The 17,567-nt window shown below is 70.7% G+C and carries 17 protein-coding genes; 12 read left to right on the plus strand and 5 right to left on the minus strand.

The genetic code is table 11. The annotated features are described in order from the left end of the window. Positions 1-915 (minus strand): glycosyltransferase family 2 protein (locus tag J2S55_RS08610; RefSeq protein ID WP_306858589.1); only part of this gene is annotated, 915 nt, incomplete at its 3' end. On the opposite strand from J2S55_RS08610, the gene J2S55_RS08615 reads away from it, so the two are divergent. From J2S55_RS08615 to treS, 6 genes are all read left to right on the plus strand, one after another. Further along, positions 891-1,307: a hypothetical protein gene (locus J2S55_RS08615; protein WP_306858590.1), complete on the plus strand. Its 417-nt coding sequence runs from the start codon at positions 891-893 to the stop codon at positions 1,305-1,307. The genes J2S55_RS08610 and J2S55_RS08615 overlap by 25 nt on opposite strands. 87 nt (positions 1,308-1,394) lie before the next feature. Beyond that, entirely contained in the window at positions 1,395-1,661 is a 267-nt protein-coding gene (locus J2S55_RS08620; RefSeq protein ID WP_306858591.1) for a hypothetical protein, read from the plus strand. Positions 1,662-1,968: 307 nt separating this feature from the next. Further along, the gene (locus J2S55_RS08625; protein ID WP_306858592.1) at positions 1,969-3,627 is read left to right on the plus strand and encodes an asparagine synthetase B family protein; all 1,659 of its coding nucleotides are present in this window, start codon (positions 1,969-1,971) and stop codon (positions 3,625-3,627) included. Between the two features lie 129 nt (positions 3,628-3,756). After that, a complete protein-coding gene (locus tag J2S55_RS08630) occupies positions 3,757-4,008 on the plus strand; it encodes a hypothetical protein (RefSeq protein ID WP_306858593.1) in 252 nt (83 codons plus the stop codon). After that, complete coding sequence (locus J2S55_RS08635) at positions 3,998-4,435, plus strand: hypothetical protein (RefSeq protein ID WP_306858594.1); 438 nt, start codon at positions 3,998-4,000, stop codon at positions 4,433-4,435. Before J2S55_RS08630 ends, J2S55_RS08635 begins: the two co-directional genes overlap by 11 nt. Before the next feature lie 671 nt (positions 4,436-5,106). After that, positions 5,107-6,795, plus strand: a complete 1,689-nt coding sequence (gene treS / locus J2S55_RS08640) for a maltose alpha-D-glucosyltransferase (RefSeq protein WP_306875268.1) — start codon at positions 5,107-5,109, stop codon at positions 6,793-6,795. A gap of 148 nt (positions 6,796-6,943) precedes the next feature. On the opposite strand, the gene J2S55_RS08645 is transcribed toward treS, so the two are convergent. The 3 genes from J2S55_RS08645 to J2S55_RS08655 all read right to left on the minus strand — a co-directional run bounded on the left by J2S55_RS08645 (position 6,944) and on the right by J2S55_RS08655 (position 10,643). After that, a complete protein-coding gene (locus J2S55_RS08645; RefSeq protein WP_306858595.1) occupies positions 6,944-9,223 on the minus strand; it encodes an ABC transporter permease in 2,280 nt (759 codons plus the stop codon). Between the two features lie 164 nt (positions 9,224-9,387). Next, positions 9,388-10,140 (minus strand): ABC transporter ATP-binding protein, encoded by a 753-nt coding sequence (locus tag J2S55_RS08650; RefSeq protein ID WP_306858596.1) that lies wholly within the window; start codon positions 10,138-10,140, stop codon positions 9,388-9,390. Further along, positions 10,137-10,643 carry a PadR family transcriptional regulator gene (locus J2S55_RS08655; RefSeq protein WP_306858597.1) on the minus strand — a complete coding sequence of 169 codons (507 nt, stop codon included), beginning with the start codon at positions 10,641-10,643 and terminating at the stop codon, positions 10,137-10,139. The genes J2S55_RS08650 and J2S55_RS08655 overlap by 4 nt, the downstream gene beginning before the upstream one ends. 133 nt (positions 10,644-10,776) lie before the next feature. Here J2S55_RS08655 and J2S55_RS08660 point away from each other — a divergent pair, with 133 nt between their 5' ends. From J2S55_RS08660 to J2S55_RS08685, 6 genes are all read left to right on the plus strand, one after another. Next, positions 10,777-12,036, plus strand: a complete 1,260-nt coding sequence (locus tag J2S55_RS08660) for an ABC transporter substrate-binding protein (RefSeq protein ID WP_306858598.1) — start codon at positions 10,777-10,779, stop codon at positions 12,034-12,036. Positions 12,037-12,268: 232 nt separating this feature from the next. Further along, positions 12,269-13,597 carry an ABC transporter substrate-binding protein gene (locus J2S55_RS08665; protein WP_306858599.1) on the plus strand — a complete coding sequence of 443 codons (1,329 nt, stop codon included), beginning with the start codon at positions 12,269-12,271 and terminating at the stop codon, positions 13,595-13,597. Positions 13,598-13,609: 12 nt separating this feature from the next. After that, a complete protein-coding gene (locus tag J2S55_RS08670; protein ID WP_306858600.1) occupies positions 13,610-15,124 on the plus strand; it encodes an ABC transporter permease in 1,515 nt (504 codons plus the stop codon). Beyond that, complete coding sequence (locus J2S55_RS08675) at positions 15,121-15,996, plus strand: carbohydrate ABC transporter permease (RefSeq protein WP_306858601.1); 876 nt, start codon at positions 15,121-15,123, stop codon at positions 15,994-15,996. The genes J2S55_RS08670 and J2S55_RS08675 overlap by 4 nt, the downstream gene beginning before the upstream one ends. Positions 15,997-16,074: 78 nt before the next feature. Further along, on the plus strand, positions 16,075-16,752 hold the full coding sequence (locus tag J2S55_RS08680; RefSeq protein WP_306858602.1) for a uracil-DNA glycosylase: 678 nt from the start codon (positions 16,075-16,077) through the stop codon (positions 16,750-16,752). 37 nt (positions 16,753-16,789) lie between these two features. After that, positions 16,790-17,131 carry a hypothetical protein gene (locus tag J2S55_RS08685; protein ID WP_306858603.1) on the plus strand — a complete coding sequence of 114 codons (342 nt, stop codon included), beginning with the start codon at positions 16,790-16,792 and terminating at the stop codon, positions 17,129-17,131. Between the two features lie 2 nt (positions 17,132-17,133). Here J2S55_RS08685 and J2S55_RS08690 read toward each other — a convergent pair whose 3' ends face one another. Next, entirely contained in the window at positions 17,134-17,535 is a 402-nt protein-coding gene (locus J2S55_RS08690; protein WP_306858604.1) for a VOC family protein, read from the minus strand. Positions 17,536-17,567: the final 32 nt, after the last annotated feature.

Consider the following 17,567-nt stretch of genomic DNA (forward strand, 5'->3'; position numbering starts at 1 on the left):
GGCCGAGCCGAGGAGCCGGGGGTCGTGGTCGCGGAGGCAGACGTAACCGAAGCGGTCGGCGGAGAAGACCTTGACCCCGTCGGTGCGGCACTGGCGCATCAGCACCTCGTCCCAGCCCTCGGAGACGTCGGCGAAGCCGAGACCGCGCAGGACGGCGCGGCGGGCCAGCAGGGTGGCGCCGGCGACCTCGGGGAGGTAGGTGTATTCGGCGGCCGGCTGGCGCAGCACCGTGGCGCCGACGTCGCGCAGGTGGGCGTAGAAGGCCGCCTTGCCGACGATGTCGGCGGTGGTGAACAGGAAGGCCCGGGCGAGGTCGGTCAGGTAGTGCTCGCCGTACGTGTCCCTGGCGTCCATGACCGCCACCAGGTCGCCCTGGCACAGGTCGAGGGCGCGGTTGAGCTGCCCGCCGGTGGCCAGGCCCGGGACGCTGGGGCGGACCACGACCTCCACCCCGCCGGGCATCGCCGCGCGGGCCCGCTCGGCGGCGTCCGGGGCGTCCGACAGCAGCACGAGCTGGACGACGTCCCGCTGCGGCGTGACCTGGGCCAGGGTGTGGCCGAGGTCGCCCCGGTCGATCATGATCACCGAGATGTTCAGGGTGGCCCGGGCGCTGGGCAGCCCGACCGCGTCGAGCAGGTCGTCGACCTTCCGGGTCATCGTGCCGGAGGCGTAGGCCTGGCGGAGCGCCGCATGGGCCCGGCGGGCCTCGGCGCCGGGGTCGGGGATCTCCTGGGGATCGGCGGGCTCCGACACGATCGGGGTGCCGCAGGCGGCCAGCTCGGCCAGCCGCCAGGACTCCGTGCCCGGCGGGCAGTCCACGGCCCTGGGCCAGCGGTAGGAGGTGAGCACGTCCGGGTACGACAGGTGGCCGGGGAGCAGCTCCTCCAGGTGTGAGCACCCGGTCGAACCGGGCACCGGCCAGCGGCAGCGGATTGTGCACGCGCGGCTGGACGGCGAAGGGCAGCAGTCCCAGCGAGGGCGCCCGGCGGCCGGACTCCGGCTCCCGCGACGCCAGCGCGGCGCCCCACGCCGCCACGGAGCCCGGCAGCGCGGTGACGATGTGCTCGAACAGCGCCGCGGCGGCCACCGAGCGGCCGACGTCGCCCTGGGTGTGCCAGAAGACCGTGCGGATGCCCCGCTCGGCGCACCAGGCCAGCAGCGCGCGCAGGCCCTCGCCCGGCTCGCTCAGCTCCTCGGCCCACGGCCCCTGGGTGACCGACTCGACCAGCAGCAGGTGCGGGACCTCCGCGGCCAGGACCCGCGCGAAGTCCTTGGGCGTGAAGCCGGCGCTCTGCCGCCACTCGTAGCGCAGCAGCGCCTCGGCGTGCGGCTCGGCGACGACGGCCACGGTCAGGTGCGGGCGGGTGTTCGGGCCGGTCGGGACGCGGAAGGGCTTGAGCTTGACCGACGTGCCGCCGACGGTCCGGGTGGAGGTGGTGGCCTGGAAGGAGGCGGCGGCCGCGGCCGGCCGGTCGGCGCTCCTGTGCGCGACGGGCTGCCGCTTGGGCGCCACGGGACGCTTGGCGGGCCTGGCGGCCCCGCGCAGCCCCCGCGCCAGCCGCACCGGGTTGCTCTTGCCCGTCTTGATCGCGTCGCCGATCCGGGACCAGCGGGCCACCTGGACCGACGACAGCTTCCACTTGGCCACCTCGGCCTGGTAGCGCTGCTCGGCCAGGTCGCCGCGGAGTTTCTCCTCGGCCGCCTGCGCCGCGTCGAGCTGTCTCTCGGCCTCGTTCAGGCGCTCCTGGACCCCGCGCAGCTCCGCCGTGGCGCGCTCCGCTTCGGCGATCTTCGCCTGCGCCGCGTCGAGCAGCCGGGCCAGTTCGGCGGCCCGTTCCGCCTCGGCCACGGCCTCCCGCAACGCCAACCGTGTGCTCTCGAGTTCCTCGCCCGCCACGTCGTCCTCCGATTCCTGAGCCGGGCGAAAGGATACCCTTTGGTCAATCGCGACACAGAGGAGTCAGCACGGTGCAGTGGCCGACGTTCAATGTGAGACCGTACGTCTGCGGCGGCATCGGCCACCTCGACGAGGCCGCCCTGGAGACGCTGCGGGGGGCCGGGCCACGGGTGCGGCCCGCGCTGCGGACACCCGAGGCCGCGCTGTTCAGCTCCTCCCCGCTGCCGCCCTACCACCGGGACGAGCGGACCTGGGCGTTCGCCTGGGGAGAGCGCAGGCCCACCGAGACGGCGACGTGGATCAGCGTGGCCGAGCGGTTCGAGACCCCCGGCCTGATCGACGACGGCGACCGGATCACGTTGCACGCCGGCGGGCTCGGCCTGGTGGACGTCTACTACCTGCTCCAGGACGGGGCGGTCTACTTCTCCTCGCTGCTGGAGCCGCTGCTGGCCCTCGCCCGCACGCCGTACGAGGTCAACTGGGACGCCTGGGCGGCGATCATCCAGCTGACCTTCCCGCTCCGCGACGACACCCCGTACGTCCAGGTCAAGCGGCTGGCCGGAGCCGGCGCGCTGGTCTTCGACCGGGCCTCGGGCCGGATCGCGACCGAGCGGAGGCTGCCCCGGTGGCTGCGCGAGGAGCCGTTCGAGGCCGGCCGGACGGCCGGGGAGATCCTGGAGATCTTGCACGAGGTCTACAAGGAGTTCGACGGGCGGCCGCTGCTCGTGCCGGTCAGCGGCGGCTACGACTCGCGGCTGCTGTGCTCGGTCGCGGTGACGCGGGGCGCCGACGTGGAGTCGTGGACGACGAGCCCCGACGACGGCACCGACACCGACATCGCCTTCGCCCGCGCGATAACCCGCGAGCTGGGCGTACGGCACCGCGTGATCCCCCAGGACGCCTCCGCCTACCCCGACGACGCGCTGGCCGCCGCCCGGCGGCTGGAGTTCCTCACCCCGCACCACGCCTGGTACACCCCGTTCGCCCGCGAGGTGCACCGGGCCGGCCGGACCCTGGTGGACGGGCTGGCCGGCGGTCCGCTGCTGAAGAACTTCATGGTCAGCGGGGCCGCCCTGGAGGCGTCCTCGCAGGCGGAGCGGAAGGCGGCGCTGCTCGGCTCCCTGGCGCTGGGCACCCCGTCGGTGCCGTTCCTGTCCGAGGAGGCGTCGGACTGGATCACCTCCTCGGTCAAGGCGGCCTTCGCCCAGTCGACCTCGATGCTCAACGGGCACCGGGCCGAGCTGCCGCTGTCGGTCCTGCACACCCGGACGGCCCGGGGCATCGCCCGCTCCCCGGTCAATCTGGTCGGCCCCGAGGTCTCGTTCGCGGCGCCGTTCACCCATCCCGACTTCTTCGACGCCGCGCTCTCGGTGGGCGTGGCCCGCAAGGACAAGGGGCGGTTCTACCGGGAGGTCCTGTACGCGGCCAACCCGCGCGTGGCCGCGCTGCCCTCCACCAACGTGGTCAAGCAGCCGCTCCAGCGGGTCCCGCTCCGCTCGGCCGCCGCGCCCGCACGGGAGTACGGTCACCGGATGCTGGCGCGGGTCGCGGAGGCCGTGCCCTCGCTGCTGTCGGAACGGCTGCACGGTGTGGTCGCCGAGGGCCCGGACGCCCTGGCGCGGTTCAATGGCTGGAACGACCGCTTCTGGGTGCGGAGCCTGGTCCTGTTCGGGGCCTGGCTGGGCGACTACGAGGACCGCCTGCCCTCCCTCGCCCCGCCCTGGTCCTGACCGGCCTCGCTGTGGCCTTTCTGCGCCTGGGGACCGCGCCGTCGCCAGGCGGGAGATGAGGCTTTTCTCTGACAACACGTGAGCGTGACGATACGCTTGCTAAGCGTGACCATGACATATGATGCTCATATGACCACCAAGCCGGTTACCGCAACGCTGGAAGCAGACCTTCTCGCCTATGTGCAGGAGCAGGTCAACCGGGGGCGCGCCAAGTCGGTGTCGGCTTACCTGAACGCGGCGCTGGAGCGGCAGATCACCATCGACCGCCGCGCCGACGCCGCGTGGAAGGCCGCGGTGGAGAGAGCGCAGCAGAACCCTGAAGAGGTCGAGAAGGCCAAGCGCCGCGCCCAGCGTCTGATCGAGATCCTCAATGGAGGATGACGTCCAGCAGGCCCTCGTCCTGGACGTGTCCGTGCTCACCGAGTGCGCGCGTGGCGACGTCGGGATCATCAACTTGATCCAGCGATTCGACGCGGACCGGAAGCCGTTGATCATTCCCGCCACATCCGTCACCGGCGCGACGGTCGAGTTGGGCGGCAATCACGATCAACTGGCCGTCGTCAGCGGCCTGTGCCGCCTGGACTCCGCCACCATGCCGACCGTGAGCGACTTCAAGGACGGCGTCGAGGTCGGGCAGGTGCTGGTGGAGGTGGAGTCCTGTGTCACCTCCTGGGACGCCCACGCCGTGACAGAGGCCCTGCTTCACCGCTGCCCCGTCCTGACAGCCGACTACGCACGGTGGAAGGACATCGTCCAGGACCTGTCCGGAGGGCTCACCGTCGTCGAGATCGCCGATCTGGGCGACTGACGGCAGGCTCGAAGCCTCGCACACCGCGCCGCCGGCCGGGTGGCCGTCTTTCAGCGACGACCCGGCCGGCCGGAAGCCGCCATCGCATCACGGCCCCGTTGCACGGCGTCCGGGACTCACCTGGAGGCCCACGTCATGAGACTGCGGCCGCACGCCTCCGGGCTGAGCGGCCCGCCGACACGGCGGCGGTCCATAGCGTATGGGCAGGTAGGCTCGGTGGGCGGGTCCGTGGTCCAGGGGAGATCCCCCGGGTGACCTCCCGCCGCGGACGTCCGGTCGCCGGCGGCGGAGCGGAGCCGGGTGGCTCGCCGCAGCGCGTGCGCCCCTCCCGTCCTCCGGACATAATCCCAGGTCACCGCAGCCGTATGTGACCTGTTTCACGAAGTGGAACGGTAAGCGACAGCGCGATTACGAGTGCGCGACGCGATACCCGCCGGGATTCCGCGCCGCACATGCGAGACGGGATGTTCAGGGGCTACGACGCGCTCGAACGGCTGGTAGTGTTCGGCCCAGAAAGCGCCACAACGGACAGGACCGAATCACAAATTCGGCCTGCCCGAGGGCATGGAGCACGTGGGGATGACGGCTCCGGCCAGCGCGGTCACCAAACATCATCAGCCGGACTATCCGGTGACTTCGTCCTGCCCTTTCTCACCGTGAGCGAGAACACGATGAACCCATCCCCCTACCTGGAGCCTGTCGCCGAAGACTTCGTCTCGGCGGATCCACAGTGGTACAAGCGGGCGGTTTTCTATGAGGTGCTGGTCCGGGGGTTCAAGGACTCCAACGGCGACGGCACGGGAGACCTGCGCGGCCTGATCGAGAAGCTGGACTACGTCAAGTGGCTCGGCGTGGACTGCCTGTGGCTGCTGCCCCTGTACGAGTCGCCGCTGCGCGACGGCGGCTACGACATCTCCGACTACATGAAGATCCTCCCGGACTTCGGCGACCTCGGCGACTTCGTGCAGCTCATCGAGTCCGCTCACGAGCGCGGCCTGCGCATCATCACCGACCTGGTGATGAACCACACCAGTGACAAGCACCCGTGGTTCCAGGCCTCGCGGCACGACCCCGAGGGCCCCTACGGCGACTTCTACGTCTGGTCCGACGAGCCCACCGGCTATCCCGACGCGCCGATCATCTTCATCGGCGCCGAGGAGTCGAACTGGACCTACGACCCGGTCCGCAAGCAGTACTACTGGCACCGCTTCTTCCACCACCAGCCGGACCTGAACTACGACAACCCGGCGGTCCAGGAGGCCATGCTGGAGGTCCTGCGCTTCTGGCTGGACCTGGGCATCGACGGCTTCCGCCTGGACGCCGTGCCGTACCTCTTCGAGCGTGAGGGCACCAACTGCTCCGGCCTGCCCGAGACCCACGCCTACCTGAAGAAGGTCCGCGCCGAGGTCGACCGCCTCTACCCCGACCGGGTGCTGCTGGCCGAGGCCAACGGCTGGCCCGAGGACGTGGTGGAGTACTTCGGCGACCCGGCGGTGGGCGGCGACGAGTGCCACATGGCCTTCCACTTCCCGCTCATGCCGCGCATCTTCATGGCCGTGCGGCGGGGCAGCCGTGAGCCGATCTCCGAGATCATGTCGCGGACGCCGAAGCTCCCGGACAAGGCCCAGTGGGGCATCTTCCTGCGCAACCACGACGAGCTGACCCTGGAGACGGTCACCGAAGAGGAGCGCGACTACATGCACGCCGAGTACGCCAAGGACCCGCGCATGCGGGCCTACCTGGGCATCCGGCGCCGCCTGGCCCCGCTGCTGGAGAACGACCGCGACCAGATCGAGCTGTTCACCGCGCTGCTGCTGTCCCTGCCCGGCTCGCCGGTCATGTACTACGGCGACGAGATCGGCATGGGCGACAACATCTGGCTGGAGGACCGCGACGCGGTCCGCACGCCGATGCAGTGGAGCCCGGACCGCAACGCCGGCTTCTCCCAGGCCGACCCGGGCCGCCTCTACCTGCCGGCCGTCATGGACCCGATCTACGGCTTCCAGGCGGTCAACGTGGAGGCCCAGCAGAAGAACCCGGCGTCACTGCTGCACTTCACCAAGAAGATGCTGGAGATCCGCCGCAACCACCCGGTCTTCGGCACCGGCGTCTACAGCGAGCTGTGGTCCAGCAACCCGGCCGTCCTGTCCTTCATCCGCGAGGACGGCGACGACGTGATGCTGTGCATCAACAACCTGTCGAAGTACCCGCAGCCGGTGGAGCTGGACCTGCGCCGCTTCGAGGGCATGACGCCGGTCGAGGCCCGGGGCGGCGTGCCGTTCCCGCAGATCGGCACCCTGCCCTACCTGCTGACCCTGCCGGGTCACGGGTTCTTCTGGTTCTCCATCAACACCCGCTGAGATCCACCCCGCGACGGCGCGGCACGGCCTGGCCGTGCCGCGCCGTTCCGCGTGCCGGCCGGACCCGGGCCGTCCGACGGCGGCGCGGATCCGGGCCCCCGATGACTGCCGGACCCGGGCCGCCCGACGGCGGCGCGGGTCGGGGCCGCTATCTGACGGTCACCGGGACCTGGGCGCGTACGGCCTTGCGGGCCGGTATCAACGTCACCAGCAGGGCCGCCCCCACCGCCATCAGCACCGCCGACAGCAGCGTCAGGACCGAGGGGGTGCGGCCGATGCCCGCGCCGACGCCGCTGGTGTGGCCCTGCAGGTCGATCAGGCCGGAGACCAGCGAGGCCCCGGCCGCGGTGCCGGCGACCACGCCCAGCACGACGAGCAGCCCGGTGCCGGTGACGAGGGTGGCGGCCACCTGCCTCGGGGTGAGCCCCATGGCCTTGAGCACCGCCAGGTCCAGCGCGTGGTCGCGCAGGCCGAGGGCGCTGGCGGTCAGCAGGTTGGCCAGGCCGAGCAGCGCCAGCACGACGATCAGCGCCACGATCACCATGCGGATGACCGCGAGCCGTTCGGCCGGGTTGACCACCCGCTGGACCTCAAGACCCTCGTCCGAGGCGGCCAGCAGCCGGGCCCGGACCGCGGCCGGGTCGGCCCCGGGCTTGAGCACCAGGCTGTAGAACTGCGGGGGCACCGCGTCCTTGGCGGCCAGGCTGTCCAGCCCGAGGGAGAGCACCTCGCCGTCCTGGTCGGGCTCCACCACCCGGCCCACGATGTGCACGATCAGCGGCGTGCCGCCGACCGTCATCCGGACCCGGTCGCCGATCTTCACCCCCATCAGGTCGAGCAGTCCCTGCCCGGCGACGGCCTCGCCCCGGCCGGCGAACATCCGCCCCTCCACCACCGAGAAGGGGTAGGGCTGGGCGGAGGTGCCCACGGCACGGGCCAGCACGCTCCGGGTCTGCTCCGGCTCCAGCGCGGACACCTCGCTGCCCGGGTAGACGGCCCGCACCTCCGGGTCGGCCCTGGCGATGCGCGCGGCGTCCTCGGCGGGGAGCTTGTCCGGGCGGACGATGAGCGCCGCCGCCTGGCCGACCTGTTCGGGATGGCGCAGGAAGTCGTCCAGCGTGGCCCAGCAGCCGAGGCCGATCGTGATCATCATCATCGGCACGGCGACGCCGACGATGCTCAGGAACGCCGGGACGCGCCGGGTGAAGGCGTCGCGGGTGCCCAGGACGAGGGCCGGCGGCAGCCGTACGAGAAGGGCGAGCCTGGCCATCCGCGACAGGTGGCCCCGCGGTGGCGCGGCCGGCGCCGCGGGGATCGGCGGGGTGCGGCAGCCGCGCCAGGCGGGCAGGGCGACCGCGACCAGGACCACCGCGGCGGTGCCGGCGACGATCGTCAGCAGCGGGGACGACGAGAGCGGCAGGATCGGCATGCCGGCCAGCGCGAACGAGGCGGCGACCTGGCCGCAGACCAGCCCGACGGCGATGCCGAGCAGGCCGAGCGCGCCGTGTTCGGCCATGAGCAGGCCGAAGATCTGGCCGCGGGTGTAGCCGAGGGATTTCAGGGTGGCGATGTCGCGGGTCTGGGCGAGCACGCGGCCGCCCACCACGTTGGCGATGGCCAGCGCCGCGGCGACCAGTCCGGTGATCCCGAACAGCGCCAGCAGCAGGCCCAGCAGCCGGTTGTCCAGCTCCATGGAGGCGCGGACCTCGCGCCAGGTGGACATGCGCTGGATCTGCTCGGCCAGCAGGGTGACCGCGCCGTGCACGACCGGCAGCGTGTCCTCTCCGTCGGCCAGCCGCAGGCCGGTGACCGACTCGCTGCGGCCCAGCGCGGGCTCGATCCTGGCGAGGGTGGCGGTCGGCGTCCAGGCCAGGCCAGGGGTCGACTCGGGGTAGAAGCCCTGGTCGGCGGTGTCGGCCAGGCCGACCACGGTCAGGGGGTGGGAGGCGCCGCTGAGCGCGGTGACGGGGAAGGGACCGCCCACCCGCAGGTCGAGCGCCTTGGCGAAGGAGCGCTCGACGACCACGCCGTCGACGTCGCCGGAGCGCAGCCACCGCCCCTCACGGATCAGCGGCGTGGCCACGGAGGGCAGGGCCGCCTGCATCCCCCGCAGCGCCACGGGCGACTTCTTGCCGTCCAGCGTGAGCATGACGGGCGCCGTCCGGTACGGCCCGGCCACCTGGACCACGCCCTGCAGCCGGGACAGCGCGGCCACGTCCGGGGCGTCCTTGGTGTGGATCCACACATGCGCGCCCCGGGACTCGGCGAACAGCCCCCGCCACGGGTTGGTCCCGTCTTCCAGCAGCGTCGCCGAGGTGATCAGCGCCGTGACGATCCCCGCCACCGCGAGCACCGTGAGCAGCGCCTGTCCCCGCCGGACCCGCAGGTCGGCCCGGATCCATCTGACCGAGGCCCTGAAGGTGCTCACGTCCGGGATCCCGGCCCCCGCCCCGGCCCCGCCACCGGGCGCGGGCGGGCGGCGGAGACGGCGCTCACCCGGCGGGTGCCGGGACAGGCGACGGCGCTCACCCGGCGGGTGCCGGAGGCGGCGCTCACCCGGTGAGTGGCGGGAGGAGAGGTGGTGCCCATCGACTATCCCCTCAGCTCGACGACGTCGCCCGCGGTGGCCCTGGGGCGCCGGCGGCCCGCGCCGACGGCGCCGTCGTCGACGATCTCACCGTCGAGCAGGGAGACCACGCGGTCGGCCAGGCTGGCCACCCGGGCGTCGTGGGTGACGAGGATGATGGTCTGGCCGTCGCGGTGGACCTCGCTGAGGAGCCGGAGCACGTCGCGGGTGTTGCGGCTGTCGAGGTTGCCGGTGGGCTCGTCGGCCAGCAGCAGGCTCGGCCTGTTGGCCAGCGCGCGGGCCAGCGCCACCCGCTGCTGCTCGCCGCCGGCGAGCTGGGCGGGGGCGGCGTCGGCGCGGTCGCTCAGGCCGAGCTCCCCCAGCAGCTGCTCCCGGCGCTCCCGGGCCTCGCGCGGGGAGGCCCCGGACAGCAGCGCGGGCAGCTCGACGTTGTCGGCGACGGTCATGTTGGCGACCAGGTTGAAGAACTGGAAGACGAAGCCGATCTTCTGCCGGCGCAGCAGCGCCCAGGCGCTCTCGTTCAGCGTGTCGGCCCGCTTGCCGTCCAGCCAGATCTCGCCGCTGGTCCGGGCGTCCAGGCCACCGATCATGTGCACCAGGGTGGACTTGCCCGACCCCGACGGCCCCATGATGGCCACGAACTGCCCCGCCTCGACCTTGAGGTCCACCCCCCGTACGGCGTGCACCGGGACGCCGCCGTTCTGGTAGACCTTCACGAGGTTGACCGTGTTGACGATGGGGGGCGGGGGTGGGCTCACGACAGGTCCTCCTGACAGCGTTCGAGCCAGTCGAGGTCGGCCTGCAGGTGGAGCATGGCCCCCTCTATCAGCAGGAGCGCGACGCGATCCCCCGAATCGGTCCGCTCAGCGAGTTCGTTGAGGTCGCGCATGAGCGCGAGGTAGTGGCGGCGCTGGCGGTTGATCAGCGTCATCCGGTCCGCGATACCGGTCATCGGGGCCAGCACGAGCTTCATGAAGAACTCGTCCCGGACCCGCGGCCCCTCGGTGGGCTCGTCCACCCACACGTCGAGGGCGTCGCGGCCCGCGGCGGTCAGATAGTACACCTTCTTGTTCGGGCGGTTGGACTGTTCGACGTCGACGACCCGTATCAGGCCGTCCTTCTCCAGCCGGCTGAGCGTGACGTAGATCTGCCCGATGTTCGGTGACGGATAGGCGCTGCCGAATATCTGCTCCAGCGCCTGTTTCAGCTCGTATCCGTGGGCAGGTTCTTTCGCGAGGAGCGCTAACAGCGACAGCCTCACGCCCCACCTCCTCGGAGTGCTCGTTACGTGAGCGTTATGTGTCTATCCGTTGACGTCCACATTAGCGCTGTGCATAACATGCATGCATCTACCTAACACGTATGTAACCGCTCCGAAACCTGGAGGCAACCCCATGCGCCGACTGCTCCCCGTCGCGCTCGCCGTGCTGGTGACGGCGGGATGCTCGGCGGCGGTGGCGCAGAAGACGGAGCGCTCCGGCGGCGGGAGCGGCCCCTTCACCTTCGTGACGGGACGCGACACGACCGGTTACCTGCAGCCACTGCTCGACCGCTGGAACGAGGCCCATCCGGGGGAGCGGGTCACCCTGCTCGAACTCCCCGAGGCGGCCGACGAACAGCGCGCGCAGATGGTCGCCAACCTCCAGGCCAAGAGCGACCGCTACGACGTGCTCGGCCTCGACGTCGTCTGGACGGCGGAGTTCGCCGACGCCGGCTGGATCCTGCCGCTCGAACGCGGCATGTTCCCGCTGGACCGGTTCCTGCCGCCGGTCGTGGACACCGCGATCTACCAGGACAAGCTCTGGGCGGTGCCCTACACCAGCAACGCGGGGCTGCTCTACTACCGCAAGGACCTGCTCGCCAAGCAGGGCTTCAAGCCGCCCAAGACCTGGGCGGAGCTGCGCGAGCAGGCCCGCGCGCTGCACGACAAGTACGGCATCGGCGGTTACGCCGGCCAGTTCCTCGCCTACGAGGGGCTGACCGTCAACTTCGCCGAGGCCGTGCAGTCGGCGGGCGGGCAGATCCTCAGCCAGGACGGCACGCAGGTGACCATGGACGCGGCCAAGGCGAAGACCGGCCTGGACTTCCTGGCCGGCGGCTTCCGGGAGGGATGGATCCCCCGGGAGTCACTCTCCTTCAAGGAGGAGGAGTCGCGGCTGGCCTTCCAGGAGGGCCGGCTGGCCTTCGCCCGCAACTGGCCGCACGCCTACGGCCCGGCCACCACTTCGGCGGTCGCCGACAAGTTCGGGGTCACCCGGCTGCCCGGGCTGAACGGCCCGGGGTCCAGCTCGCTGGGCGGGGTCAACCTCGCGCTCAGCGCCTACTCCAAGCGGCAGAAGTCGGCGGTGGAGTTCATCCGCTACTTCACCGGCCTGGAGAACCAACGCCGGGTGCTCGCCGACGGCTCGTTCCCGCCCGTGTGGGCCGAGCTGTACGACGACCCCGGCCTGATCAAGCGTTTCCCCTACCTGCCGGTCCTCAAGCAGAGCATCCTCTCTGCCCGACCCCGACCGGCGAGTGCCAACTACAACCAGGTGAGCCTGGTGATCGCCAGCGCGGTCTCCAACGCGCTCACCCCACCCTTCAAGGAGGCCGGCGACGATGTCGTCGCCTCCATGAGAGGCCAGCTCAACGAGATCATCCGGGCTCAGTGACCCGGGGGAGATCCCCCCGGGTGAGACCGTCATCCCCATCCAGGCTCCGGACCGGGAGTCATCCCCACCCCCGGTCCCGGTCGAACGTCATCCCCATCCAGGCTCCGGACCGAGGGTCATCCCCACCCCCGGTCCGGGTCGAACGTCATCCCCGTCCTCAGTCCGCATTGAGCTGTCACCCCCGCCCCGGGAGCGACCCGGGAGCCCTGACAGCACAGGAGGTCCGTTCAGCATGCGTAAATCCATCGCGACAGTGACGACGGCGGGACTCGCGCTCGCCCTCGCCGCGTGCAGCCAGAGCCCCGACACTGCCGCCTCCCCCGCCGCGAGCAGCAGCTCCTCCGCCGCCGCCCCCGCGGCCAAGACGCTTGAAGGCGTGACCATCGAGGTCGCCGCCAAGTGGACCGGCCCCGAGCAGGCCAACTTCCAGGAAGTGCTCAAGGCCTTCGAGGCCAAGACCGGCGCCAAGGTCACCTACGCCTCCACCGGCGAGGACACCGGCGCCTACCTCGGCCCGCGCATCCAGGGCGACAACCCGCCGGACATCGCGATCCTGCCCCAGCCGGGCCTGGTCAAGCAGTACGCCGACCAGAAGGCGCTCAAGCCGCTCTCCGCCGAGGTGCTCAAGCAGATCGACGACAACTACACCCCGTACTGGAAGGAGCTCGGCTCCGCCGACGGCCAGGCCTACGGCGTGCTGGTGAAGGCGGCCCACAAGTCGCTCATCTGGTACCGCGACCAGGCCTTCCAGGACGCCGGGGCGCAGCAGCCGGCCACCTGGGACGACCTCGTCAAGACCGCCCAGGCGGTCGCCGACTCCGGCACCCCGCCCTTCTCCCTGTGCGGCGCGTCCGGCTGGACCCTGACCGACCTGTTCGAGAACGTCTACCTGTCCAGCGCGGGCCCGGAGAACTACACCAAGCTCTCCAAGCACGAGATCCCGTGGACCGACGCCAGCGTGACCACCGCCCTGGAGAAGATCGGCCAGCTCGTCGGCAAGAAGGAGTTCCTGCTCGGCGGCCCCTCCGGCGCCCTGCAGACCGACTTCCCGACCTGCGTGACCCAGGTCTACGGCCAGGACAAGTCGGCGATGGTCATCGAGGCGGACTTCGTGGGCACCACGGCCGAGGAGTCCGGCGCGAAGCTGGGCGAGGAGGCCAAGTACTTCCCGTTCCCGAAGGCCGGTGACACCGAGCCGGTCGTGCTGGGCGGCGACATCGCGGTGGCGCTGAAGGACTCCAAGGGCGCGATGGCGCTGCTGGAGTTCCTCGCCTCCAAGGAAGGCGGCGAGGTCTGGGCCAAGCTCCCCGGCTACCTGTCCCCCAACCGCAACGTCTCGCCCGACAACTACCCGAGCGAGCTGACCAAGAAGCTCGCCCAGACGATCATCTCCGCGGGTGACGCCGTCCGCTACGACATGTCCGACCTCGCCCCCAGCGCCTTCGGCGGCACCGACGGCAAGGGCCAGTGGAAGCTCCTGCAGGACTTCGTCCGTGACCCCTCCAAGATCAAGGACATCCAGTCCAAGCTTGAGGACGAGGCCAAGAAGGCCTGGAAGTAAAGGGGAGAGGCCGTGACCGACCGGTTAGACGGCCCGCAGGATCCGCGTGGCGGCGGCGACGCCGCCCGCGGCTCCTCCTCCGGACCGAACGACACCCCCGGGGCATCCCTCGATCTGAGCGACGCCCCGCCGGCCCCGGCGGACGCCGGCGCCGACGCGCCTGCCGCCAAGCCGGAGATCGCGACAGCCGGACCGGCGGCCCCGGCCGCCTCCGGCGCCGCGACCACCTCGCGCACCTCCTCGCGGCTGGGACCGCCGCCGACGCTGGCGATCTGGTTCCTGCTGCCGGGAGCGATCCTGCTCGGCTCGATGGTGATCTACCCGATCATCTACTCGATCTTCCGCAGCTTCTACGACGCCACCGGCGGCACCTTCGTCGGCGTGGACAACTACGCCACGATCTTCAGCGACTCCTCCACCCTGACCACGATCAGGAACAACCTGATCTGGGTCGTGGTGGCCCCCGCGCTGGTCACCGTGGTCGGCCTGATCTTCGCGGTGCTGACCGAGCGGATCCGCTGGGCGACCGCGTTCAAGCTGATCGTGTTCATGCCGATGGCCGTCTCCCTGATGGCCTCCGGCGTCATCTTCCGCCTGGTGTACGAGCAGGACCCCGACCGGGGCGTGGCCAACGCCGTGATCACCTCGGTCCAGGACGTCTTCGACTCCAACCCGGGCTACCCGGACGCGCGCCCCAGGGGGAACGACCAGGCGCCGGTCGCCGCCCAGCAGGGCGCGGTGGTGACCAAACAGCCCGCCAAGCTCGGGCAGGCCGTGCTCATCCCGCTGGTGGGCGTCAAACCCGACACCCTCGCCTCGGCCTCGGCGGCCAAGGCCGTCCAGCCCGGACCGGGCGAGCTGGCCGGGACCGTGTGGGTGGACTTCACCCAGGGCGGCGGCGGCGCGCTCAACCAGGTGGACGGCACCGAGAAGGCCCTGGCCGGAATGACGGTCGAGGCGGTGCAGAACGGCACCGTCAAGGGCACCGCCACCACCGAGGCCGACGGGACCTTCCGCTTCGCCGGGCTCGCGCCGGGCGACTACCTCGTACGGCTGCCGCAGTCGAACTTCGAGGCGGCCTTCAACGGGATCCCCTGGCTGGGCCCGACACTGATCACTCCGGCGATCATCGGCGCGTTCATCTGGGTGTGGGCCGGCTTCTCCATGGTGCTGATCGCGGCGGGGCTCTCGGCCATCCCGCGTGACGCGCTGGAGGCGGCCCGCATCGACGGCGCCACCGAATGGCAGGTGTTCCGCAAGATCACCGTTCCGCTGCTCTCCCCGGTGCTGCTGGTCGTGTTCGTCACAATGATCATCAATACCCTGAAGGTCTTCGACCTGGTCTTCGTCATCGCACCGGGATCGGTGCAGCCGCAGGCCAACGTGATCGCGCTGGAGATGTGGCGGGTCTCCTTCGGCGGCGGCGGCAACCAGGGACTGGGCAGCGCGCTGGCCATCTTCCTGCTGATCCTCGTCCTGCCCTTCATGATTCTCAACATCCGCCGGTTCAGGAGGGACAACCAGTGACAACCTCCACTCTCGGCGCACCGCCCCGCAGCGCCCTCGGCCGGGTCGTGGACCGGGTCGGCGGTGGTGTGGTCCAGGCGGCGATGGTGCTGATCGGCGTGTTCTGGCTGGTCCCCACCCTTGGCCTGTTCGTGGTCTCGATCCGCGACGAGACGGCCAACAACTCCACCGGCTGGTGGACGGTGTTCACCAAGCCGGCCGAGCTGACCCTCAAGAGCTACGGGGACCTGCTGGCCACCGGGTTCACCGCGTCGTTCTGGAACACCGTGCTCATCACGGTGCCCACGACCGTCCTCGTGATCGGCATCGCGGCCATGGCGGCCTACGCGTTCGCCTGGATGGACTTCCCCGGCAGGGACGGGCTGTTCCTGGTGGTGGTCGGCCTGCTGGTGGTGCCGATCCAGATCGCGCTGATCCCGATCGCGCAGCTCTACGGCAAGATCGGGATCTTCGGCTCCATCGCCGGCGTGGTGCTCTTCCACGTCGCCTTCGGACTCCCCTTCGCCATCTTCCTGCTCCGCAACTTCTTCGCGGGCATCCCGGCCTCGCTGCTGGAGGCGGCGCGGATGGATGGCGCGGGCGAGTGGAGGATCTTCTCGACCGTGGTGTTCCCGCTGGCCAAGCCGGCGATCGCCTCGCTCGGCATCTTCCAGTTCCTCTGGGTCTGGAACGACCTGCTCGTCGCCCTGGTCTTCGCCAACACCGAGAACCAGCCGATGACCAAGGCCCTGCAGTCCCAGATGCGGCAGTTCGGCACCAACATCGACATCCTGGCGCCGGGCGCCTTCCTGTCCCTGATCATCCCGCTGGCGCTGTTCTTCGCCTTCCAGCGGTATTTCGTGCAGGGCATGATGGCCGGCTCGGTGAAATAAAGGGGCAGGTCCGGTACGGCTTGCACATATTTCGGATGCAAGCCGTACCGGACCTCAAACGCCGATAGGGTTTTCGGCATGTCCGCACGCCCTTTGAACGAAGTCGTGGAAGCCGGGTGGGCCACGGCCCTGGAGCCCGTCGCCGAGCAGGTCGCCGCCATGGGCGAGTTCCTCCGCAAGGAGGTCGCCGAAGGCAGGCAGTACCTCCCTTCGGGACCCAACGTGCTCCGCGCTTTCCAGCAGCCCTTTGACCAGGTCAAGGTGCTGATCGTCGGTCAGGATCCCTACCCCACGCCGGGTCACCCGATCGGCCTGAGCTTCTCGGTCGCCGCCGACGTGCGGCCCATCCCCGGGAGCCTGCGCAACATCTACAAAGAGCTCACCGAGGACCTCGGGCTGCCCATGCCGAGCAACGGTGACCTGACCCCGTGGGCCGAGCACGGTGTGCTGCTGCTCAACAGGGTGCTCACCGTCATGCCGGGCAAGCCCGCCTCGCACCGGGGCAAGGGCTGGGAAGAGGTCACCGAGCAGGCCATCAAGGCGCTCGCCGCGCGCGACAAGCCGATGGTCGCGATCCTGTGGGGCCGCGACGCCCGCAACCTGCGCCCGATGCTCGGCGACGTCCCGGCCATCGAGTCGGCCCACCCGAGCCCCCTGTCGGCCCGGAGCGGTTTCTTCGGCTCCCGCCCGTTCAGCCGCGCCAACGAGCTCCTCGCGCAGCAGGGCGCGTCGCCGGTGGAGTGGAAGCTCCCCTAGTCCGACCTCACTCCGTGAGGGCACTAGGATCTCCACCATGAGTGATGAATCGGGCACCGAACGCTATCTCCGGCTGACGGTTGAGCTGACTGTGGAAGTGCAGGACATCGGCGCACTGCAGGCCGCCGCACTGAAGGAGATCAACCACCCTGAGGCCGATCTGGACGACGACGAGCGCAGGGAGCAGGCGGAGATGGTCTCCGCCGACGACAGCGGCGCCACGGCGCTGCAGTGGCTCATCGAGCCGGACCACGTCCTGGGTCTGATCGAGCACGTCGAGCAGATCGAGCCCCGCGAGGCCGTGCTGGGCGTGGAGCCCTCCGAAGGCCCCTCGGAGGAGGACGACGAGCACGACCACGACCACGACCACGACCACTGAGGTCAGTCGTTGACCACGGAGCCGTCCCCGAAGGCCCAGAGTTGACCTTCCAGGTCCAGAGCCTGGTAGACCCTGGGTCCCTCGGGGGTGGCCTCGATCTCCACCACGATCTCCGCGCCCCTGGCGCTGGCCTGCTCGTAGTGGGCCTCCAGGTCCTCCACCACGACGAACACCCCTTGACTGACCGCCGGCAGGTCCAGGGCGCTGCGCAGGTACGGCTCGCTGTCCCGGACCGAGGCCAGCATGACCACGGCCTCGCCCAGCACGAGCCGGGCGTGTCCGATACCGCCCTTCGGGCCGGGGACCGTCAGCGCCGGCCGGAAGCCGAAGACCTTGCCCAGCCACTCGATGGCGGCCGGGGCATCCTGGTATCGAAGGAACGGAACCACACGAGGGGTTGACATGCTGTCCTCCATCGAGACGACGCGATGCCTTC

Source organism: Streptosporangium brasiliense (assembly GCF_030811595.1).
Lineage (GTDB): Bacteria > Actinomycetota > Actinomycetes > Streptosporangiales > Streptosporangiaceae > Streptosporangium > Streptosporangium brasiliense.